This window comes from Bacillus sp. z14 (2026) (genome assembly GCF_058313575.1).
In genome coordinates this window covers 814,130-835,169 of record NZ_JBZFQK010000002.1, presented here as the reverse complement: position 1 = coordinate 835,169, position 21,040 = coordinate 814,130, and the positions used below count along the sequence as shown (strand labels likewise).

General features: G+C 34.4%; 20 protein-coding genes. 8 read left to right on the top strand and 12 right to left on the bottom strand.

Annotated features, from left to right (window positions below; genetic code table 11):
• Nucleotides 1-119: 119 nt before the first annotated feature.
• Both AC4G3O_RS10105 and AC4G3O_RS10100 read left to right on the top strand, forming a co-directional pair.
• Entirely contained in the window at nucleotides 120-1,190 is a 1,071-nt protein-coding gene (locus tag AC4G3O_RS10105; protein ID WP_491136118.1) for a DUF3900 domain-containing protein, read from the top strand.
• 683 nt (nucleotides 1,191-1,873) lie between these two features.
• Nucleotides 1,874-2,764: a DUF6612 family protein gene (locus AC4G3O_RS10100; protein ID WP_066100023.1), complete on the top strand. Its 891-nt coding sequence runs from the start codon at nucleotides 1,874-1,876 to the stop codon at nucleotides 2,762-2,764.
• Between the two features lie 55 nt (nucleotides 2,765-2,819).
• On the opposite strand, the gene AC4G3O_RS10095 is transcribed toward AC4G3O_RS10100, so the two are convergent.
• From AC4G3O_RS10095 to AC4G3O_RS10085, 3 genes are all read right to left on the bottom strand, one after another.
• Nucleotides 2,820-3,674 (bottom strand): DegV family protein, encoded by an 855-nt coding sequence (locus AC4G3O_RS10095; protein WP_140461315.1) that lies wholly within the window; start codon nucleotides 3,672-3,674, stop codon nucleotides 2,820-2,822.
• Nucleotides 3,675-3,840: 166 nt separating this feature from the next.
• A complete protein-coding gene (locus tag AC4G3O_RS10090) occupies nucleotides 3,841-5,286 on the bottom strand; it encodes a UDP-N-acetylmuramoyl-L-alanyl-D-glutamate--2,6-diaminopimelate ligase (protein ID WP_066100031.1) in 1,446 nt (481 codons plus the stop codon).
• A 311-nt stretch (nucleotides 5,287-5,597) separates the two neighbouring features.
• Nucleotides 5,598-6,980, bottom strand: coding sequence for a DHA2 family efflux MFS transporter permease subunit (locus tag AC4G3O_RS10085; RefSeq protein ID WP_491136182.1), 1,383 nt, complete (start codon nucleotides 6,978-6,980; stop codon nucleotides 5,598-5,600).
• A gap of 443 nt (nucleotides 6,981-7,423) precedes the next feature.
• On the opposite strand from AC4G3O_RS10085, the gene AC4G3O_RS10080 reads away from it, so the two are divergent.
• Nucleotides 7,424-7,798 carry a YuzC family spore coat inner layer protein gene (locus tag AC4G3O_RS10080; RefSeq protein WP_066100033.1) on the top strand — a complete coding sequence of 125 codons (375 nt, stop codon included), beginning with the start codon at nucleotides 7,424-7,426 and terminating at the stop codon, nucleotides 7,796-7,798.
• A gap of 284 nt (nucleotides 7,799-8,082) precedes the next feature.
• Here the strand turns inward: AC4G3O_RS10080 and AC4G3O_RS10075 are convergent, their stop codons facing one another.
• Nucleotides 8,083-8,520, bottom strand: coding sequence for a GNAT family N-acetyltransferase (locus AC4G3O_RS10075; RefSeq protein ID WP_077247926.1), 438 nt, complete (start codon nucleotides 8,518-8,520; stop codon nucleotides 8,083-8,085).
• A gap of 299 nt (nucleotides 8,521-8,819) precedes the next feature.
• Nucleotides 8,820-9,698, bottom strand: a complete 879-nt coding sequence (locus AC4G3O_RS10070) for a Cof-type HAD-IIB family hydrolase (RefSeq protein ID WP_066100036.1) — start codon at nucleotides 9,696-9,698, stop codon at nucleotides 8,820-8,822.
• 414 nt (nucleotides 9,699-10,112) lie between these two features.
• Here AC4G3O_RS10070 and trhA point away from each other — a divergent pair, with 414 nt between their 5' ends.
• The gene (gene trhA, locus AC4G3O_RS10065; protein WP_066100039.1) at nucleotides 10,113-10,763 is read left to right on the top strand and encodes a PAQR family membrane homeostasis protein TrhA; all 651 of its coding nucleotides are present in this window, start codon (nucleotides 10,113-10,115) and stop codon (nucleotides 10,761-10,763) included.
• A 327-nt stretch (nucleotides 10,764-11,090) separates the two neighbouring features.
• Here trhA and AC4G3O_RS10060 read toward each other — a convergent pair whose 3' ends face one another.
• The 4 genes from AC4G3O_RS10060 to AC4G3O_RS10045 form a co-directional block, all read right to left on the bottom strand.
• A complete protein-coding gene (locus AC4G3O_RS10060) occupies nucleotides 11,091-11,264 on the bottom strand; it encodes a hypothetical protein (RefSeq protein WP_181161988.1) in 174 nt (57 codons plus the stop codon).
• Between the two features lie 53 nt (nucleotides 11,265-11,317).
• Nucleotides 11,318-12,115, bottom strand: a complete 798-nt coding sequence (locus AC4G3O_RS10055; protein ID WP_491136117.1) for a type II toxin-antitoxin system SpoIISA family toxin — start codon at nucleotides 12,113-12,115, stop codon at nucleotides 11,318-11,320.
• 101 nt (nucleotides 12,116-12,216) lie between these two features.
• A complete protein-coding gene (locus AC4G3O_RS10050) occupies nucleotides 12,217-12,675 on the bottom strand; it encodes a hypothetical protein (protein WP_491136116.1) in 459 nt (152 codons plus the stop codon).
• Entirely contained in the window at nucleotides 12,668-13,141 is a 474-nt protein-coding gene (locus AC4G3O_RS10045) for a DUF2243 domain-containing protein (RefSeq protein WP_140461313.1), read from the bottom strand. Before AC4G3O_RS10045 ends, AC4G3O_RS10050 begins: the two co-directional genes overlap by 8 nt.
• A gap of 142 nt (nucleotides 13,142-13,283) precedes the next feature.
• On the opposite strand from AC4G3O_RS10045, the gene AC4G3O_RS10040 reads away from it, so the two are divergent.
• Both AC4G3O_RS10040 and AC4G3O_RS10035 read left to right on the top strand, forming a co-directional pair.
• On the top strand, nucleotides 13,284-14,816 hold the full coding sequence (locus AC4G3O_RS10040) for an FAD-dependent oxidoreductase (protein ID WP_139891181.1): 1,533 nt from the start codon (nucleotides 13,284-13,286) through the stop codon (nucleotides 14,814-14,816).
• Nucleotides 14,817-15,072: 256 nt separating this feature from the next.
• Nucleotides 15,073-15,933, top strand: coding sequence for an EamA family transporter (locus AC4G3O_RS10035; RefSeq protein ID WP_491136115.1), 861 nt, complete (start codon nucleotides 15,073-15,075; stop codon nucleotides 15,931-15,933).
• Between the two features lie 122 nt (nucleotides 15,934-16,055).
• Here AC4G3O_RS10035 and AC4G3O_RS10030 read toward each other — a convergent pair whose 3' ends face one another.
• The gene (locus tag AC4G3O_RS10030) at nucleotides 16,056-16,676 is read right to left on the bottom strand and encodes an FMN-dependent NADH-azoreductase (RefSeq protein WP_066100058.1); all 621 of its coding nucleotides are present in this window, start codon (nucleotides 16,674-16,676) and stop codon (nucleotides 16,056-16,058) included.
• Between the two features lie 180 nt (nucleotides 16,677-16,856).
• Between AC4G3O_RS10030 and AC4G3O_RS10025 the strand changes: the two genes are divergently transcribed.
• Both AC4G3O_RS10025 and AC4G3O_RS10020 read left to right on the top strand, forming a co-directional pair.
• Entirely contained in the window at nucleotides 16,857-17,276 is a 420-nt protein-coding gene (locus AC4G3O_RS10025) for a MarR family winged helix-turn-helix transcriptional regulator (protein WP_066100061.1), read from the top strand.
• 10 nt (nucleotides 17,277-17,286) lie between these two features.
• Nucleotides 17,287-18,510: an MFS transporter gene (locus AC4G3O_RS10020; RefSeq protein WP_066100066.1), complete on the top strand. Its 1,224-nt coding sequence runs from the start codon at nucleotides 17,287-17,289 to the stop codon at nucleotides 18,508-18,510.
• A 230-nt stretch (nucleotides 18,511-18,740) separates the two neighbouring features.
• Here the strand turns inward: AC4G3O_RS10020 and AC4G3O_RS10015 are convergent, their stop codons facing one another.
• Both AC4G3O_RS10015 and AC4G3O_RS10010 read right to left on the bottom strand, forming a co-directional pair.
• Nucleotides 18,741-20,219, bottom strand: a complete 1,479-nt coding sequence (locus AC4G3O_RS10015) for a sensor histidine kinase (protein WP_491136114.1) — start codon at nucleotides 20,217-20,219, stop codon at nucleotides 18,741-18,743.
• The gene (locus tag AC4G3O_RS10010; RefSeq protein WP_491136113.1) at nucleotides 20,212-20,868 is read right to left on the bottom strand and encodes a response regulator transcription factor; all 657 of its coding nucleotides are present in this window, start codon (nucleotides 20,866-20,868) and stop codon (nucleotides 20,212-20,214) included. Before AC4G3O_RS10010 ends, AC4G3O_RS10015 begins: the two co-directional genes overlap by 8 nt.
• Nucleotides 20,869-21,040 lie beyond the last annotated feature (172 nt).

Here is a 21,040-nt window from a genome sequence, read left to right as displayed (position 1 = left end):
TAAATTTAAAAAGAACTCTCAGCTTTCTTTATTTCGATCTTCGACCATGTCTTCATTGACGAAATACCTCTGTTTTGGGATACTGAAAAGGCTGACTCTAAGGAAAAAAGGTGTATAACATGGAATTTGAGATTAAATTTTTATCTTTCTTTGTTGTGGAAACAGAAGATAAGGAACAGCCTACAGCTAAGCATTATCAAACACTTGATACAGATGAATATGAGGAAAGTGCTCTTAAAGATTTCCTTGATGGCGAATTCAAGAAAATCGTAAAGCGTAAAGTCGATCGTCATCCCAATTCAGAACAAGTACCAACAAAGCTGGGCCATTTTATAATTGAACCAGGTCATACATTGGATTCAAATCCAAACTACAATGCATTTAACCGTACTCGCTTTGCTGATAATAAAGAAGATTTTAAAGCATTCAGTGAGGAATTCGTTCATGCTTATCTTGATACAAGTGCAGTTCGGGGCGGTGTGTATGTTATGGCTTCAGCCGTACCGCGGAAATTTTTCGAACATCGATTTTTATTTTTAATGAAATGTGATTTTGAACCAAAGGTCGCTTCTATATCTGATGAAAAAACATTAATTCGCAATGTCGAGATGGCCATCACTACTAAAAATATGAAATCCATTCTATACCCTCATATGCCTGAAGAAGGCATGATTGAGGAAAGCGAATTAAAAATTCATCAATCCTCACATGCCCGATATTTCGAAGATTTTTTAAAATTTGTAGAGTATGGTGAATCTAAACAAGAATTAGTGAAGAATCATGTCATTGACATGGTACAGGAGCATATTGGTGAAGTATATGAGCCCGAAAGTGAGGAACGCCGTCAGTTTGAAGAAGCTATTGAAATCTGGGCTGACAGTCCCAAGCGTGAGCTTCAGGAACGATTAACAACTGAACAAGTTGTAGAAGCAGCCGCTCAAATTGTTGAACAAGAACCGGATATTGAACTAAAGATGAAGCTGGATAATACGAATATTAAAGGATTGCTGGCCGATTTCGGTGAAACCATTCATTTAGCCAAAATTAACAATCGTTATGTATTGGTGATTGAAGCAGAGCAAATTTTATTTGAGAAGGGATTCTCCCCCATCGAATTCCACAAACCTGATGACCTGCATAGGGTAATCGATAAAATAAATAAAAAGACCTATGAAAATAATACTTTTTAAATCATAGGTTAAATTCCATGATTTAAAGAAGGGTTCTGATTTTAAAGCTATAAATCCTGATATATGATAACCTTTAGATTAGATGGTTTTTAGGCTGCCGACTTTGTCGACAGCCTATTTTTTTAAACACTATTTAAGATTGGATATTAAGACAATCCATTTTTTGCCACTATTGCTAGTAAAAAATTTATCTGCATTCTGACAAAACCGGCTATATAAAATAGGCCAGAACCCCTTTCATTGATCCAGCCATTCTTTGCTACTTTTAGATTATCATTTATAAATTTAAAGTTTAGATTAATGTAGCGGTATCCTCCATTCAGAATTCACACCAGCTTTTGCCCCCCTTCTCTTCTGTTTTGTTTACTTATATAACTAGTAATACAGTTGCTATAATCATATTCAAACAAAATATTAATTATATTTATAAAGATGCATTTTTACAAAATTTAGGGTATTGTGTTATTGTTGATTTGATCATTACCACTATGAATAATCTCCAGATGCTCTCTTCATTAGGTATCATCTCAATCAGTATAAAAAATTCATTTCCTGATATCAGTCCAATTGTCTACTTAGTTAAGCACTTGCAAACTTGCAATTAATTTATACATATATGACTTTGCTTAATATGCTTTAGAATGTACTTCGTTTTCAGTGAATTCAATATCAAGGAGGAACATATGTTGAAGAAGTCAGTATCTTATTTGGGAAGTATTTTTTTCATTTTATTTTTAACTGCTTGTAATGAGGAAGCTTCACCGGTATCTAAAAATGGCAATGAGGTAGCAAAGGCAGAGGAAACAAAAAATGGTGAATCTGAACTAACAGCCAAGGAAGTCTATAAAAAAATGGTTGAGGCTTCTTCTGAAGTTAAAAGTCTTGGTCTTAAATTAGATATAGATCAAGAAATATCAACTGAAGCTGATGGAATCATTTTGACAACAGAAACAAGGACAGACTCTAAAATGATTCAGGAACCTTTGTCCTTATACCAACAGATTGAAATTTATTATAAAAATCCAGCAACCGGAGAACAGGAAGGTAAAATCGATCAATATTTAACAGATGAAGGATTTTTCATGCACGATATCGAGGGAGATCAGTGGGGAAGATATAATGCAGATTATACTGAGGTGGCGAAAGGGCTTAATTTACAGCCGGGAACGAATCAATTAGATTCTCTGAAAGATTTAGAGTCATTTGCAGACGACTTTACCTTTGAGCAGGAAGCTGATCAATATGTTTTAACTTTAGCAGGCAATGATGAAAAATTAAATGAATACGTAAAAGGATCATTACCTGCTAATATACCTGAATTAGAAACAGCTCTGAAATCTATGACACTACAAGAAGTCGAATATGAAATCTTTATAGACAAAAATACTTTTTTACCATCGGTGATGAATGTAGATATGAATATAGGTATCTCGGAAAACGGAAATTCCCTTGTATTAGAACAAAGTATTGAATCTAGCTACTATGACTATAATAAAATTGATAAGATTGTACTTCCTAAGGAAGCATTGGATAATCCAAACGAAATAAATTTAAATGATACAACCAGTATGTAACTATAAAAAACTAAAGCTCCCAGTCGAGGAGCTTTAGTTTCTTTAGTTTTACTATTTATTCACATACCCATGAGACTCCGATTGTTCCTACTCCTGTATGGACTCCAGCAACAGGAACCAATAGCATTCGCTCAGTAGGAATGGAGTTAAATTCTTCATTTATTTGTTTTTCCAATTTACGCGCATTTTCTTCGTCATCAGCATGGATAACTACTATTTTACTAACCTTACAAACTTTCATATCTTCTCTTAATAAATCCAATATATAATGGATAGCTCTCTTTTCAGTTCTAACTTTTTCTCTAATTTTAGCCCCTTCTGTTTCTATAGAAAGAATAGGCTTAATATTAAACAAGTTAGCAATGAGCCGTTGGCTTCCTGAGACTCGCCCGCTTTTATGGAGCTGATTAAGATTAGACGGTATGAGGAAAAGCCTTGCATTCGTTTTGATTTCTTCGATTTGTCTGACAATTTCTTCAGCATCAAAACCCTGTTCAAATAACTCTATACCTTTTTTCATCAAATAAGAAAGAGGGTAAGATCCAGTACGTGAATCAATTGCAAACAATTTAAAACCTACTTGCTCAGCAGCCATTACAGATGTTGAAAAAGTACCTGATAGTTTACCCGAGCAATGGAACGCTATTCCATAATCATACTCTTCTTTCAGTTTTTCATATAATTCAACAAATTCACCAATTGATGGTTGTGATGATTGGAAAGTGGTATTTTCACTTGCCATTCTTTCGTAAAATTCTTTTTCTGTAATATCAATTGTTTCTTTGTATGAAACTCCATCGATAACAATTTGTAAAGGAATAATATTTATTCGATTTTTTTTAATAAAATTCTCGTTTAATGTGCATGTCGTGTCTGTAATCCAAGCAATTCTTGGTGGTTCTTGTTTCATTCCCTCTTCCCCTTTTAAACAAAATGGTATGACCAATTTTATATTAAAAATAGTATGTAGTAATCATTACTACATACTTAATATAATTTAACTACTTACTATAGTCAAACGTTTTCTTGGAAATTCGACTATATTATTATTTATTCAACAAATTTTGCAATCAGGCTCAAATTACCTTAACTGTTTTTTCCTCTTTTGAAAGATAAGTTAATGTATCTATGTCGGAATTAGTCGGTAAAAGATACGTATTTTTATAAACTTCATTGCCTTTTCCGGTAATAAAAATCCAGTCACCATCTTTTGCAATTTTCCAAGCATATTCGATTGCCGACGTACGATCCGGTATGACCTTCCCTTTGGCAGATGGCTTTAAATCATGTAGTGCTTCTATCATCCCCTCAAAAGATTCGGTCCCTAAATCATCCAGCGTTAAAATACATAGGTCACTGTGCTTTTTCGAGATTTCAACCATACCACGTCTCTTTGTCACATCTCGATTTCCCCTAAATCCAAAGATATGAATGATGCGCTTTGCCCCCATCTCTCTTCCGGTTTTAAGACATTGTGCAAAAGCATCGCAAGTATGAGCATAATCTACAACTAACTGTGCACCTGTCGGGTGATTCACTACTTCAAATCTCCCCGGCACGCCAGGGAATGATTGTAGTGCATTAATTATTACTTCACCTGGTACACACATATTTCTCGCTGTTAGAAATGCAAGCGCCGCATTTTGAATATTATGTTTTCCCTTAATAGAAAGCCTAATAGGATAGATTTCTTTATTTTTATATACAAACTGTATATCACCCGTTTTATTTTGCTGAATATACAAATCAGATTCTTTATTCCCTACACAAAAAATTTGGTCATTAGTACCGCATAACCTTTTTTCAAGTTTACTGCCCCATTTGTTATTCGTATTAATCACAGCAGCACCATCTGGCTTTAATTGAGTAAAAAGCTGTGCTTTTACTGAAAAATAATCATCCATATCCTTATGATAATCTAAATGGTCATGGTCTAAGTTTGTAAAAAGAGCATAATCATAGCTAATCCCTTTCACTCGATATTGTGACAGTGCGTGTGAAGATACTTCCATTATGACAATATCATCTTGACTTCTTGATAATTCTTTTTGTAATTGCAATGCATCCATGGTTGTATTTACAGAGGGTGTAGATTTTTCACCATTTATATAATTATAAACCGAACCAAATAAAGAACAGGATCTACCATAAGCTTCAAGGATATGCTTCAACATAAACGAAGTAGTAGTTTTTCCATTTGTACCTGTTACTCCAATAATTGTTCTATCTGCTTGCACAGGATAAAAACGTTTAGCTAAATCAGCCAGGATAGCGCGGCTATTTTCAACCCTAATATACGGGACCGATAGATCAGTGATTTCTTTTTCGCCGATTATAACTCTCGCTCCAGCTTCAATTGCCTTTTCAATATACGTATGACCATCCACCTGAAATCCTGTAATGGCTACAAATATGAATCCCTCTTTTACCTCTAATGAATTATTAGCAATCCCGGTAATATATATTTCTTTATCCTTATCTGACACTTTTGCGACATCACTCAACAAATTTTTAAGCTTCAAGTCTTAGCAACCCCTTTTGTTCTTCTGCTTCTGTGAAAATATTCAAGATTTTTTGTGGTATTCTATGGTAATTCACTATCTTTTCCGATTTACTATCTGTATAAAAGATAGTTAGTTATATGTTTTGTATTAGCTTTCATATTATACAAACAGAACAACACCTATACCTAAATTCCTCTATTTACAAACTTATAAACCCTTTTTACACTTTTTGATTATTTTTTTACTTTAATATATACATTTATTTCAAAATAATCGGCCTATATACCCAAAAAGAAAACTCCCTATTTCACATAAGGAGTTTTCTTTCTCTATACTTTCACTCTTTTCAGAAATAAAGACAATAATAACCCGGTAATTGAAGCAACCATTATAAGGATATACCCTTTTTTCACACCATAAATGAGAGCCTCCGTTAGAACCTCTGAATTAGGATAACTCCCTGCTTCATTTAAATATGAATTTTGCCCCATTGTCATAAAGGTAATCGCCAATGCAGTTCCGATAGCTCCGGCAATTTGCTGAAGCGTGCTCATGACAGCGGTCCCATCAGGATAATATTTTCTGGGTAATTGATTTAAGCCATTTGTCTGTGAAGGCATCATGATAAAAGCAATGCCAATTGATAAGCAAACATGCATTATGATAATTGTCGATAAAGAAGTATCAGCTGTGATTTGTAAAAATAAAATACTCGCTATACTAGTTAATACAAACCCAATAACCACCAACCATCTCGCCCCATATTTATCCATTAATTTTCCGTTAATTGGAGACATAATCCCATTCATTATCCCACCAGGCAAAAGCGTTAAACCAGCTGTAAATGCCGATAATAGTAGCCCTCCTTTTAAATACATCGGTAATAGAATGGCATTCGATAAAATCATTAACATAGCTAAAAAAACCAATGAGACACCCAGGGAAAACATAGGGTAAGTGAATACGCGCAAATTAATCATAGGATTATCAGTATAAATTTGACGGAAGGAGAACAATATCAAGAAAAATAGACCGATTCCAATAGGGAGTAACACATGTGCTTCTCCCCATCCACCTCCGCCCTCTCCGGCAGCACTAAATCCGTAAACAATCCCGCCAAATCCAATTGAGGAAAGTATTACTGACCTTATATCGATCTTTGGTTTTGTTAGTTTTGTAACATTTTTCATAAAAAATATCCCGGCACCCATGGAAAGCAATAATATCGGCAAACATGTCCAAAAAATCCAATGCCAACTTAATTGGTCTACAATGATTCCAGAGAAGGTAGGGCCAAATGCAGGAGCAGACATGATAACAAGCCCCATTAATCCCATCACTACCCCACGTTTATGCGGAGGAAAAATAATAAGTGTGCAATTAGTCATTAAGGGTAAAAGAATAGCGGTTCCAATGGCCTGGATGACTCGCGCCGACACCAATATAGGAAATGAATGCGCAAGGCCACCAATCAATGTGCCAATAATTCCCATCGCCAGAGAGAAAAAAAACAATTGCCTGGTCGTAAACGTTTGAATTAAGATAGCCGAAACAGGTACCAAAATTCCCAATGTCAATAAATATCCTGTGGTCAGCCATTGTGCTGTTGAAGCTTCTATATTAAAGTCATGCATAATATTGATTAAAGCCAAATTTAAGGCTGTTTCACTGAATAAACCAATGAATGCTGCCACTGCCAAAACTGCCATCATTGGTACAGCCCTGAACTCCTTTTTCTCTTCTAAATCCACTTTTCCAGCATTCAATGAAATACCTCCTGTTAGCTTCACATCAAAAAGTTTCTAATACACTTACAATGAGTTAATCTGCTAGATCGTCTATATCATTTTTCTGATATATCATGCCTTATTTAAAGCAGATTATTAGTGGAATTTTTTTCTTAGTTCTTCTTTTAAAGAAGAGTAAATAAAAAGACAATCAGCTATATAGGTTGTCTAGGTTAAGGACCCAACTAAAATCCCAATAAAACAAGGAGTAATTATAAGTAAAAGTATCATTAACACTTTAACCAGGCATCTTCTCCTTACATATCCAAAGATTCACCTATCGCCAGTCCTCTTCATAGGTATGAATACTATAGACCATCTTTAATATCTATTCATTTATAATTACTTTGATAAAAGGAGATAGGAACATGAATAATCCATATGACATGAATAATATGCACCCCGGTTACCATAATAATTACCAAAATTATGATCGCCAGCTTCCTCCAGTTCAACCAGTAATATTTATTAATTCAGCAGGGGTTGCCAAGGAGCTTATAAATGATGCCTACACCATAACTAACCACATTCAAAACAATCCACAGTTTTCAAGACAAATAATGACGTATGCTCAGCATGGGCAAAAAAATGAAATCTTAGGAATGCTTAACAGTTTACCTTTAAAGCATCGCCCAGAGGTAGTCTTTACACCAGGAGCCATATTAATTAAATTATTCCCAGGTAATCCAAATGACTCCAGCAGTGCCTTAACCATAACTATGCTGTGGCATGAAGCTTTTTAAGTCATCAGCAAATATCAAAAAAGCCGAAGAAATGCTGATTAACAACATTTCTTCGGCTTTTTTGTTATTCATTATCATACTCATAGTAGTTCTATGCTACTATTATTTTATTCCTAAAGGAGAAAGTTTGTATGTTCACTTTTTTCAATAAATGTTCTATTTGCAAAAAGAAAGATAAAGATTTACGCAAATATCAAAATGGTCACGGCAAAAAAAATAAAATATGCAAAGCTTGCACCTTGTATGCCGAAAGAAGGGCGTTCCGCAGAATCTGAAATCATGTATTACAGCTTTTTACGAAATGAGTAACACCATTTATCGTAGCCTAACTTTTCTTCATAGAAGCGGTGAGCATCCGTGCGTGAAAGAGCAGATTCTAATGCTACATAATTCGCACCATTTTCCTTAGCCCATTCATGAATAAAAACAAGCAGCTTTTCCCCATATCCTCTCGAACGTTTACTTTCAGTTGTTACCAAATCATGAACAATGATATGACGTTTATTATAGAAATTCACACGAGAACTAACACCAATTACAGCTACCACTTCTTCACCTAAAAACAATGCAAAAAGCCTGTACCCTTCTTTATGCATTTGATTCATTAATTCTAAATACGAATGCTTATCCAAATCAGTACGTAATTGCTTCATTATTGAATATGCATCATCCCATTGGTCAACCGTAATCAATTCCATAATATTTTCTGTGCTTATCGTCATGTTTTTCCTCCTGAGGCTATAATTAGATCAATTATAACCCTGCAAAATTTTACGGAGTCAGCTCCGTTACCATTATACACCAATCATTCTATTTCGCTATTGTTTTACATATTTATATAAACAAAATGAATGTATATACGGATGTTAACAACTGAAAATTTATAAACATATCACGTTAGAATCAGCAGAAAATCATATATCATATATAAAGTTTGAGTTTTGTTAGAATTAGACTTGATGAAATATATTATTAGCAATCTCATTTAGAATTGACTTAAGCTGTAATCATACTAACTACCTTAAACTTGACGTATTGCAAGGACTTCTTCAATCGCACAGGCAACACCATGTTCTACATTCGTTTTAGTATGATATTGGCAGAGTTCTTTCACCTCATCGGAAGCATTTCCCATAGCTACTCCACGTCCAGCCAGCTGAAGCATGGAGACATCATTTAAATGGTCACCAAGTGCCATAACTTCTTTCATCTCGATATTAAATTGATCAGCCAACATCTTTAATGATGTTCCTTTCTGAGCTTTTGGATGATTAAATTCTATGTTTCCGCGCTCAGAAGAGGTAATGATATACTCGGTTTCACCGGCTAATTCGCTATTTATACGTGCCAATTCATCCATATCAGCTGATAATACTAAAATCTTATAGATAATCAATTCTTCATCCAGGTATATACCTTCAAAGTTATCTACAAAATGGCAGTGTTCGAATTTAAATCGTTCCTCCGCTCTTCTTCTAACATCCTCTAGCATTAGAGCTTCATCAGCGTATGGGAATCTCTCCATTTTTAATTGCATTCTAATGTCAATATACTGTTCCATACTTTTAGAAAAAACTCCAACGTTAGTAAAAAACTCAATATATACGTTTTTATTTTCCAGTACTTTTTGAATTGAGCGGCACCATTCTTTTTTTAGTGGGAGTTTATTTAATACTTCTCCCTGCTCGTCTCTTATTTCAGCTCCGTTTAATGCAATTACAGGACAACACAATCCAGCCAGTTCCAATGGCATCAAGGCATAACTGTATGGTCTTCCTGTAACAATAACTACCTGAATCCCTTCCGCCTGTGCTTTTTCAATTGCGATTATATTCTCCTTACTGATACGACCTTTACCATTCAACAAAGTCCCATCCATGTCTGTTGCAATTAATCTCAACGTCAATCATTCCTTTTACTGTAACTTAAATAAATACCATACTAGTATACTACTATATTCATTAAATTCGTAGAAGCCATTCATTATTTATAATGGTTAAAATAATGATTCTTATTGAATAGTTAAACAACACGCCTCAGAAGAACTAATGCGAGTCTTGGTATAGTTAAATCTTTCATATAACAGACCTGCGTAAACCACAAAAAAACTGATAACCAGTTTCCTTTTCTTAATTAAGATGAATTCAAAAATATCTCATTTAACATGCATACTATAAAAAGGGTGATAAGTAGTTATTAAAACTATATAATGAATTGTCGAAGCAATAATATAGAGTATTAATATTTACATATTAATGATATTGCATTATACTAATGATAATAATTCATATTGTACTAGAAAGAAGGAAATTTAATGAAGGACATTCATGTTTATAGCAAAGGTGAAGAAATCGCAAATGCAGTTACCCATGGCCTGGGTGTTATATTAAGTATAGTAGCGCTGATTTTGCTGGTTTTCCATTCCTCTATATATGGGACCGCTTGGCACATCGTTAGTTTTACTATATTTGGAATAACAATGCTTCTTATGTATCTGTGCTCCACTCTTTTGCACAGCTTACCCCAGGGCAAAGCTAAGAATGTATTTGAAATATTCGACCATTCAGCTATCTATTTTTTTATCGCAGGTACGTACACGCCATTTTGTTTTATTGTATTGGACGGTTGGACACGTTGGACTTTATTCGGTATTGTCTGGGGAATAGCTTTTGGGGGAACAGTTTTTAAATCATTTTTTGTTAAAAAATATATGATCGTATCAACACTTCTTTACATAGTAATGGGTTGGATGATTGTCTTCGCATGGAAACCATTGGTCAACTTCCTTGAGCCAAATGGAATGATTTTATTAGTTACTGGAGGTATTCTATACACGGTAGGTGCTATCTTTTATGTATGGAGAGGCTTCAAATTCCATCATGCCATTTGGCATCTTTTCGTTATCGCCGGAAGTGTTATGCATTTCTTCTGTATTCTCTTCTACTTACTTCCATGGGATAAATAATAACATATTCTTATTACAATTTAAGGCAGCTCTCCCTATCCGGAAGCTGTCTTTTTTATCTTTAACGAATGTTTTATTTAGCCTTTAGTCTCTTCAATTATCCAAATTTACCTCGAAGTTTTTTTAAAACTCTAATGGCCTCATGATTCATTTTACTGATCCTTAATGCCTTATTGCCCAAAACTGTGTACCTTCTGTTTTTTCCTAATTGTTTAGTTACATTCTTAGATGTCATATTTTATGCTCCTAACATGTGCATTTTGTTATAGCTTATGCTATAACACAAAAAAGCAATACAAAAAAAAATAACAAAGTCCCATCACTTTGTTATTTTACAGAGTATATATAAGCCAATGCTTTTTTATTCATTTCTTTTACTTTCTTTGTCTGCTTACTGACTGATTTATCAGAGAGATGGGTGATTTTGGGACCTGACTGGGAGTTTTTTGCCATTGCCTCAGCGGAATCGTCAGACTGAATGTTATTTCTCCTACGCCTCATAGCCATCTTACTCCTCTCTTCCTTAACTTTTATACCCTTATTATACCAAAGTTTTACATAAACGAATCATAAATGTGAACTAAATTAGCAATATGAACACCATCCACTTCAATGGGAATGCCCTTATCTTTCTTTAAAACTATAATAAAGTTATACATTTGTAAATGGATAGGAATTAACAAAGCATCGTGGTCTTCAAGGGTGATAACCTCTAAATTGAAAATCGAATCGGTAAAGCTTTGTAAAAGCTGCTGATTAAAATCGAAATTATGTGTATGATCAATCCTGATAAGCTTTTGTTTAATTCTCTCCCTGACGGATATATCTAAGTCAATCGAATCGTCAGCTTCGTACTGATTGATATCAACTGACAAACCAAATTCCTCACAATACAGGACAAGATATTTCTTTAACTCTCTCTCATATTCTTCTCCGTTTTCAGGAACAGGCTTTTGCTCAAAATAATAGATAGCATCCTGTACTAATAAGGACATATGCTCTACCTTTGTCACCGTCGCTCGTTGAATTTTTTCATTTTCCTTTATGGTAGCTTCAAGAAATTCAGAACCTGTTATAAACTCTGCCTGCCATATCTTTAAAATGCTTGGTGTTAAAAGAACGGATAAATCGATAAAAACAACGATTGCAGTTAAACTCAATATATATGTCCAGTTGGTTATATTTATTCCGCCTGCAATAATGCCGATTCCGAGGCAAAGCACAAATAACGTATAAAGGCTTCGGCGAAAATTTTTTAAATGCAAGTCAAATATGGAAGGTTTTACGATGGCCATCATACAAGAAACGAGAGAAAAACATACTAGAATAGCAATATAAATTTTTCCAAACATTTCATCCTCCATCGATAATCATTTATATGAATAATCATACCATTTAATTCCAAATTACCATATAGGTATATCTTCTGAATTGTCAGATGACTGTTTGTAATCTATTTCACCTTAAGTTTATAGTGATAGGCAATCTCCTTACCGTTATACATTAGTGCTTTATGATTATTCGTATTTAACGTAACCTTCACCTTGTACACCCCTGGTTTGAGTGTGCCTAAATCATAATATTGACCATAAATTCTATTCTTTTTATCTCCATTCATATATAGATGGGCATGACCTTCATTAATTCGTTGCTCATTCAAACCCAGCTTTTCTGGTTTAAACGAAAAGTTTTTTGTGTTGATTTTCAGCATCCAACACCCTGTTTGATCCTGCTTGATCCATCCATTAATTTCCGGAATTTTCACTTCACTTATATTGCTTATTTCTAATCCATCATGTTGTCCCGTATGCCCAGCATGAGCATCATTGCTGAAATGGCTGCTTTGTTGATGAAAATATAGCATGATGGATACAAACCCAGCGATAACAATAAAGCTAAGTATTCTATACATGAATCTCTTCGCCACCCTTATGCCTGGACGCACTATTTTTCAAATACAAACCAATCAAAAATAAAATAGCTCCAACTATCAGAAACGCTATATCATAGAATAAAGCATTGGGATCACCTGGTTTTACCCTATGAATCTGCAGGATATGATGATTAACAATCCCTTCCAACATATTGAATAAACCTGAGCCAATTAAAAACCAACTAATAATCTGTTTGACACCCTGCTTTTGGTCTGATGGGTTACCAGCAAGCCATAAAATAAAGCCCCCTGCCACCAAAGCAATCGTCACCGCAAAATGAAAAATCCCATCACTCATGATTTGACCTGAGCGACTCGTTTCCATCACGACACTATGCCATTGTAAAAGCTGATGAAAAATAATCCCATCCATAGCACCCATAAAGCCGAATCCCAACAGAAAGCTTCCTATTACTAATAATTTCTTTTTAGTTTGACTCCTCAATCGAATTCCCCTCCAGCCCCCATTTTTTTACTTAATATCCAATCGGTCTTCATTATAAACAATCCGTTTATCATAATTAGCTGATTTTTTTAACAAAACATGGGTAACTATATACTATATTGGAAAAACCGGAGGGGTTAAAATGAATCAATTACCTAATCAATCGAGTTCATATTGGACGAAGTTCATGCAGAATCAAGAAGAACTGAAATTTAATAAGCTACAAAATGATTTAGAAACAGATGTTGTTATAGTTGGAGCTGGAATAGTCGGTATTTTAACGGCTTATCAATTGGTCAGCAAAGGAGTAAAGGTTGCATTAGTTGAGGCAAGCGAAGTGATGAATGGGACAACAGGCCATACAACAGCAAAAATAACCGCCCAGCATGGATTAATTTATGACAAATTAATTAATTCGGTAGGTGAAGAAAAAGCGAAACTATACTATCAGGCAAATATGGATGGCCTTGAATTTATCCATTCTCTCTACAAAGAAGAAGAGATCGATTGTGATTATGAAGAACAGGAAGCCATCCTTTACGCAGAGACTGAAAAATTTGAAAAGAAAATCAAGTCAGAGTTCGAAGCTTATCAAAAACTGGGCATTCCAGGTAAACTTGTCGAACACCTGCCTTTGCCTTATCCAATCAAAAATGCCATTATTATGCCTAATCAAGCACAATTTCATCCAGTTAAATACTTAGGCCATATTTTAAACCTGATTATAAAAAAAGGCGGACAAGTATTTGAACAATCGCCAGTAGAAGCTATTGAAGATGACGATAAAGGACCTGTTCAAGTTAAAGTGAAGAATGGACATACCATTTATTGCAATAAAGTTGTGATTGCTTCCCACTATCCATTCTATGATATGCAGGGACTGTACTTCTCTCGCCTGAGCCCGAAACGCTCTTACATTGTTGCCGCTGAAATCAAGGAAGACCTACCAGATGGAATGTACATTAGCGCCGAGCAGCCTACCCGCTCAATCCGCCATACAAAAGACGGGGATAAAACCCTGGTATTATTTGGAGGAGAAAGTCATAAAACCGGTCAAAGCGAAAATCCATTTAAGCATTATGAAGCACTAAAGGATTTTGCCGAAAAGTATTACACAGTTAATGACCTTCCATACAGATGGTCAGCACAGGATTTAGAAACATTGGATTATGTCCCTTATATTGGTCCATATTCTTCTATGAAGGATCATATTTTTGTTGCAACTGGTTTTGGGAAATGGGGAATGTCGAACGGAGCTGTCGCTGCTCTAATTTTAAGTGATTTAGTACGTGGAAAAGAAAATCCATATTTTGATCTGTTTACCCCCACTCGTTCAGAAACACATATACAATCTGCCGGTAAATTCATAAAAGAAAATATAAATGTAGCAAAAGAATTAATTAAAGGAAAACTTGCTGATAAAGATATCAGTCCAGATGAACTTAAACCCGATGAAGGCAGTATCGTTACCTTTAATGGTAAAAGAGCCGGTGCCTATCGCGACCATACAGGTAACGTTTGTGTAGTAGATACTACCTGTACCCATATGGGGTGTGAAGTGAAATGGAATAATGGAGAACGTTCCTGGGATTGCCCATGTCATGGATCCCGCTTTGCACCTAACGGGGAAGTCATCGAAGGCCCAGCAGTTAAACCGTTGGAACGTTTGAATTAACAGCTTGAAATGAGATTCCCATATCCCTACTATATATCCTTTGAATCCTAAAACTAAAATACACTTTTTATGCCGGGTAGATAATCTATGTGACATAAGGAGTGTATTTTTTCTTCATGTAAATACAACTCAAGAATCAAGTATTTAAACTTATATGAAACCAAATACCTTTTTAAATGGAATTGAGTTATAGTTAAAGTTAGAAAAAACCAGAGGAACAAACCGATTCTAAGTACATAAATAAGCGAGGATTTTCATGAGCATACTGTTAGCTTTACTGGCTGCTTTATTTGCAGCATTAACGTCAATATTAGCAAAAATCGGGATTAATAATGTGAATTCAAATTTGGCCACTGCGATTCGAACGTTTGTAGTCCTAATTATGGCTTATGCCGTTGTTCGAATAACCGGGCAATGGGATGAGCTGTATACTATCCATCCTAAGGCATGGATTTTCATTATCTTATCAGGTATAACCACTGGCCTATCGTGGCTATGTTTTTTTAAGGCCATACAAATTGGTGATGTATCAAAAGTAGTTCCTATTGATAAATCAAGCGTCATAATTACAATTATTTTATCCTTTATCATCCTTCAGGAACCGTTGACTCCGTTAGTGATTGCAGGAGGGGGCGTTATTACGATTGGTACTTTTATTCTTATCGGTAAGAGAGAAAAAAAGAAGAAAGAAGGCTATCTTCAGTCGTATATTTTCCTGGCTGTCTTATCAGCCGTTTTTGCAGCACTAACCAGTATATTGGCGAAAATCGGTATCGAGGATGTCGATTCAAATGTCGCCACCTTCATTCGTACTGTAGTGATCTTAATTTTTGCCTGGAGCATTGTATTTTTCCAAAGAACGCAAAAAGATCTTAAAACGATCTCTAATAGGTCCTATGTCTTTTTAATCCTATCGGGTATCGCAACTGGCTTATCTTGGTTGTGCTACTTTGCTGCCATTCAAATCGGAAAGGTGTCTATCGTAGCTCCCATCGATAAATTCAGCGTAGTCATTACAATGGTGTTAAGCTTTATTATTTTAAAAGAAAAACCTAATAAAAATACGATTATTGGTGGTATTGCGATTACAATTGGTACTATTCTGCTTATTTTTTAACAAACGCGTCATTTATCGTCCTTTATATATAAAAACAGTGGGAATTCTTAATCGAATCCCACTGTTTTTATTGTTTTCTATATTAATGGTAAATCCAACGATATAGTATTGATGTTTCTTAATTAGAAGCGGGCAGCAAGTTTAGCTGTTTTCTCAAGCCCTTCTGCAACAATTTCAACCGTACGGTCTGGGTATTGATTATGTCCTTCAATAACCATAACTTCTGGGTTAGTAATTCCCCAAAGGCTAATAGCAGATTTAACTAAATTAACTGCCATTTCCGCTCCTGGTATAGCTGAGTAATCAGAACCTCTTGCAGACAATAGTGCTACCTTTTTATCAGCTGCATATCCTATCGGACCTTCAGCAGTATACTTAAACATTTTTCCGGCTTGAGCCAAATACGAAATATACGTAATTAATGGCGCAGGAACAGTTGAATTCCAAAGAGGGAAGGCAAAAACAATTTTATCCATGGATAAGAATTGATCGATATATTGATTTGCTAAATTAACATATTTAGTTTCTTCTTCTGTTAATTCGATTCCTTGATTGTTTTTATAAAGAGCGGTAATCGCCGCATTTCCATAGTAAGGGAGTTCTACTTGGAATAAATCCAGCTCTGTAATTTGATCAGTTGGATTTGCTTCTTTATATGCATGTAAAAATGCATTGTACATTTGAACAGAAACAGCTTGGTCTGCCGGTCGATCGTTTACTTTAACAAATAAAACTTTAGTCATATGTATACCTCCATGTACGATATATGATTTGTAAATTTATTTTAATATAGTTTGAATTCAAAGCAAAATAATATGCCTATCTTTTACCATTATAAAAAGACTGGACATCTTCTCCTCTTCTCTGCCATAATAAAAAAATTGGATTAGTTAACTAAAGTAACTAATTTATAAGGAGGTAAAATGGAAAGATATCAACAGTTATTTCACGAGTTGTCTATGGTGCATAAACCTTATATTGACCAGTTAAATGAAATTCTAGGTAGATATGCTTTGAACAGACCACAATGGACAATTATGTATATCCTTTTTAATTATGGGCCACATACCCTTGTTGAGATATCTAAATATCAAAGTATCGAAAAGCCAGCGATAACCCGCACAGTCAACAGCCTCGAGCAGCAAGGGTATATTCAGTCATTTTCAAGCTCAGATAAAAGGAAGAAAAATATTCAACTGACTGCTAAAGGAGAGAAACAATATAAAGTTGTAAGAAGTGAGATTGATGAATTTCAGATTGGAAAGTTAATAGGTATTACGACAGATGAACAAGAACAATTCCTAAATATCCTAGAAAGGATTAAGCAAAATTTTAATGAGTAAGGAGATAACTATGCAAACGGAACGAGCAAAATTATGGACAAAAGATTTTATCATTGTATCCACCATTAATTTTTTATTAACACTTGTTTTTTATTTATTAATGGTGTCAATTTCGGTCTATGCTGTTGAACAATTTAGTGCTTCAACGAGTGAAGCAGGACTGGTTACCGGAATTTTTATTATTGGAGCACTTATTGGCCGACTTCTGACAGGTAGAATTATCGATAAATACGGCAGAAAAAGAATATTATTATTCGGACTTATCGTTTTTACATTAACAACTATTTTATATTTTGGGATTAATAGCTTGTCTTTTTTGATGGTTAACCGCTTATTACATGGAATCGGATTAGGAATTGCAAGTACGGCTACCGGTACCATTGTAGCGCAAATCATACCAGCAGAACGACGTGGTGAAGGCGTTGGATATTTTAGCCTTAGTGCCACTCTTGCTACTGCGATTGGTCCTTTTTTAGGTATTTATTTAAAACAGCATACAACATTTGAAGTCATTTTCAGCTTTTGTATAGCATTGGGAGCTGTTAGCTTTTTAACTGCCTTTCTATTAAAAATACAAAATGAACAATCTCACACTTCTGTTGAATCAGAAAACAATAGAGTTAAGCTTTCCAGTTTTATTGAACCAAAGGCTATCCCCATTGCTATCGTTATGATGCTGGGAGCCCTATGCTATTCAAGCGTCTTATCATTTATTACTTTCTATTCAGAAGAGATTCAATTAGTTGAAGCAGCAAGTTTCTTTTTTGTCGTTTATGCAGCAGCGGTTTTAGTGTCAAGACCTTTTACTGGCCGCTTGTTAGACTTAAAAGGATCTAATATTATTATGTATCCCTGCTTACTTGTATTTGCCCTTGGACTTCTTCTATTAAGCTATGCTAATAACGGATTTATTTTGCTTTTAGCCGGCGCAATTATTGGACTCGGTTTTGGGAATATCCAATCTACAACTCAGGCTATTGCCGTAAAAGTGACTCCTCCTCACCGAATCGGTTTAGCAACAGCAACCTTTTTTATCTTTTTGGATGTAGGCTTCGGAATTGGCCCATATGTACTTGGAATGATTATTCCTTTCACAGGCTATCGAAATCTCTATCTAATCATGTCGATTCTCGTATTGGCATTAATCGTAGTCTATTATTTTATGCATGGAAAAAAGGATTCTTTAGAGATGCGCAATAAATTAACAAAGCTAGAGGAAACAAAATCAAATTAAAGATCACCATTAAGGAAAAAAAGCGGAATGTCCGATTTTGGATATTCCGCTTTTTTCTATTAATTCGATTTTCATTCAGCATAATAGCATTCTCATTCTATTTTAACCGCTATGATAAATGCTCTAAAGCAGCTAAAACTTCAAGTAATAAAACGTATTCTCCAAGAAATATTCAGTAATGTAAAAAAGAGTGAGGCATGCATTAAATTGTTGCCCCACTCTTCCCTGCGCTATTCTTCAATATTTTCCTGTTTAATATGCTTGAACTTCAGCGAAAAGGTTGCTGATTGATTTGTACTATTTACATCAATATTCACATCATATATTTCAGAAACCCTTTTAACAATCCATAACCCAATACCCGATCCAGACGTTATCTGCTTAGCCATACTTAGACGTACATACTTATCAAAGATCTTATTGATATTAGAATAATGGATAGATGAGCCAGTGTTGGTTACGTCAATATTAATAGTATTATCAAGCTTATTCTCTCTAATTCCCACAAAAATGGTTGATTCCTTTGTAGAATATTTCACTGCATTGCTCAATAAATTCTGCATGACTAATTCAAATGAATACTCATCAATCCAGATTTTGGTGGTTTTACTTACATTATCATTAAAAATAAATGTGTAGGAGGGGTAATTCCTCATATAGGCAGCCATTAATGGTTCAATACAGCTTTTTGGTTCTATCCAGCTATCTGGAGGATTTCCTCCTAAATAATAAAGTTCATGCGATAGTTTAATACCCTTTAATAATGAATCTATATTACTAGATTCATTTTTAATATGAAATAATCCTTCCTTTATCTCAGGAAGGGTATCCGTTTCAATCAGGTCCTCCAAATATTCGATGGTATTCTTAATATTATGAGCAGGATTCCGAACCTCATGGACAATCTCTTCTAGGAAAGCATGCGTCTCGTCGGTTACAGCGAGCATTTTTTCAACACTACTATTGGTAACATTGTTTAACTCTTCCATTTCCCTTAACATATAGTCATTCATAAAATGGGGTGTAATATTAAACTTGTTTTTCAGCTTATAATGATTGGTCATCTTCGATAAAGGTTTAAAAATAGTTTCAAATAATAAGGCCTGAAACAAAAAGAAAAAAATGAATATAATCAAATATAAATAACCATTCGTGATGAGTATTTCTTTAAAATCTTCAATAAGCAGAACCGAGAGATTTATTTTCGTATATAACTGACCATTGAATGCTTCCGTATGAATGGCATGCTCAATTTCAGCTATTACAGATCCATTAACTTCATAAAACTCAACCTTAATTTTTTTATCACTTAAACCATCTTTTACATAGATGTCTTCTCGACTCTGACCTAATAACCACTTAATTATTGGTAAATATTTTTTATCTTTTCCTTCATAAATATTGATATTCTTTGATGTTTGGTTATAAGCAATATTTTGATAACTTGAGTCATGATCCAAAATCATCATATACTCATAAGCACCAGGTAGCTTACCGAATTTATCATTTAGAAAGTCTTCCTGTAAACCGTATTCAGCTAAATGAGTTTCAACCAAATAGAAGTTCGGCAATACTTCATTGATTCGATGTTTTGCATAATCGTTTACCCGATTAATATTTTGCAGTAAGACTATGCCTGTAAATATCAAGAACATGAGAATATTGGATAAAATGGTAAACCGTTTAACAGTAAGCCAATTTTTAGTCATTGATTTCATATCCAACATTTTTAATCGTATTAATGCTATTCTTACCTATCTTTCGTCTAATCCGATTTATCGTTGTATTAATAATGTCATCACTCATATCCCCATGCTCAGTCCATATTTTTTTCCATAATTCTTGTTTACTGACAACTTGATTTTTATGTTCTAATAAATACGTATACACCTGCATTGGAATTTTCGATAGCGTTTCAACACTGCCATCTTCTTTCGTAATCGTACCACGAAGAGGCTCAATTTTTAATCCTCTATGTATATAATACGAATTATTTTTTACTGCTGTACTTTCCATAATATTTTTTATGTTAAGGACAAGTTCTTTGTAGCTGAAAGGCTTTGTAAAATACAAAAGCGCACCTTCCTGTAATCCTCGCAATCTTGCATCTGACGAATCTGCTCCGGTAACGAGGACAAAGGGAATATTATGTTTTTTCCTTATAATAGAAGCAGCTTCCAAACCATCAATAATTGCACCATGAATGGTAATATCAAAAATTAATAAATCGTATTTCACTTTATCACAAGCTATAATTGCATCCTCTGGATCGTCAAAATCATCTACTGTATATCCTTGTAATTCAAGCCTTTTCCTTAGTACTTTTCTCGCAACAGGCTCATCTTCTAAAATTAACATTCTAATGGGAATCACCCTCTTTAAAAAAGTAAATAAATTATATCACCATAATTTTTTGAGGTAAATACTTACTTGTATTTTTATGCATAAAGATGCCATCATTATTTCATATAACTATTAAATCTAAAGGGATGTGTAGTTTAAGCAAAAAAAAGAGTGATTCCATTAATAG

What these genes read in the sequence shown, in the direction of transcription:
- AC4G3O_RS10105 (WP_491136118.1), top strand. Translation starts at nt 120, where the DNA reads ATGGAATTTGAGATTAAATTTTTATCTTTCTTTGTTGTGGAAACAGAA.
- AC4G3O_RS10100 (WP_066100023.1), top strand. Translation starts at nt 1,874, where the DNA reads ATGTTGAAGAAGTCAGTATCTTATTTGGGAAGTATTTTTTTCATTTTA.
- AC4G3O_RS10095 (WP_140461315.1), bottom strand. Translation starts at nt 3,674, where the DNA reads ATGAAACAAGAACCACCAAGAATTGCTTGGATTACAGACACGACATGC.
- AC4G3O_RS10085 (WP_491136182.1), bottom strand. Translation starts at nt 6,980, where the DNA reads ATGATGGCAGTTTTGGCAGTGGCAGCATTCATTGGTTTATTCAGTGAA.
- AC4G3O_RS10080 (WP_066100033.1), top strand. Translation starts at nt 7,424, where the DNA reads ATGAATAATCCATATGACATGAATAATATGCACCCCGGTTACCATAAT.
- AC4G3O_RS10075 (WP_077247926.1), bottom strand. Translation starts at nt 8,520, where the DNA reads ATGACGATAAGCACAGAAAATATTATGGAATTGATTACGGTTGACCAA.
- trhA (WP_066100039.1), top strand. Translation starts at nt 10,113, where the DNA reads ATGAAGGACATTCATGTTTATAGCAAAGGTGAAGAAATCGCAAATGCA.
- AC4G3O_RS10060 (WP_181161988.1), bottom strand. Translation starts at nt 11,264, where the DNA reads ATGAGGCGTAGGAGAAATAACATTCAGTCTGACGATTCCGCTGAGGCA.
- AC4G3O_RS10055 (WP_491136117.1), bottom strand. Translation starts at nt 12,115, where the DNA reads ATGTTTGGAAAAATTTATATTGCTATTCTAGTATGTTTTTCTCTCGTT.
- AC4G3O_RS10050 (WP_491136116.1), bottom strand. Translation starts at nt 12,675, where the DNA reads ATGTATAGAATACTTAGCTTTATTGTTATCGCTGGGTTTGTATCCATC.
- AC4G3O_RS10040 (WP_139891181.1), top strand. Translation starts at nt 13,284, where the DNA reads ATGAATCAATTACCTAATCAATCGAGTTCATATTGGACGAAGTTCATG.
- AC4G3O_RS10035 (WP_491136115.1), top strand. Translation starts at nt 15,073, where the DNA reads ATGAGCATACTGTTAGCTTTACTGGCTGCTTTATTTGCAGCATTAACG.
- AC4G3O_RS10030 (WP_066100058.1), bottom strand. Translation starts at nt 16,676, where the DNA reads ATGACTAAAGTTTTATTTGTTAAAGTAAACGATCGACCGGCAGACCAA.
- AC4G3O_RS10025 (WP_066100061.1), top strand. Translation starts at nt 16,857, where the DNA reads ATGGAAAGATATCAACAGTTATTTCACGAGTTGTCTATGGTGCATAAA.
- AC4G3O_RS10020 (WP_066100066.1), top strand. Translation starts at nt 17,287, where the DNA reads ATGCAAACGGAACGAGCAAAATTATGGACAAAAGATTTTATCATTGTA.
- AC4G3O_RS10015 (WP_491136114.1), bottom strand. Translation starts at nt 20,219, where the DNA reads ATGACTAAAAATTGGCTTACTGTTAAACGGTTTACCATTTTATCCAAT.
- AC4G3O_RS10010 (WP_491136113.1), bottom strand. Translation starts at nt 20,868, where the DNA reads ATGTTAATTTTAGAAGATGAGCCTGTTGCGAGAAAAGTACTAAGGAAA.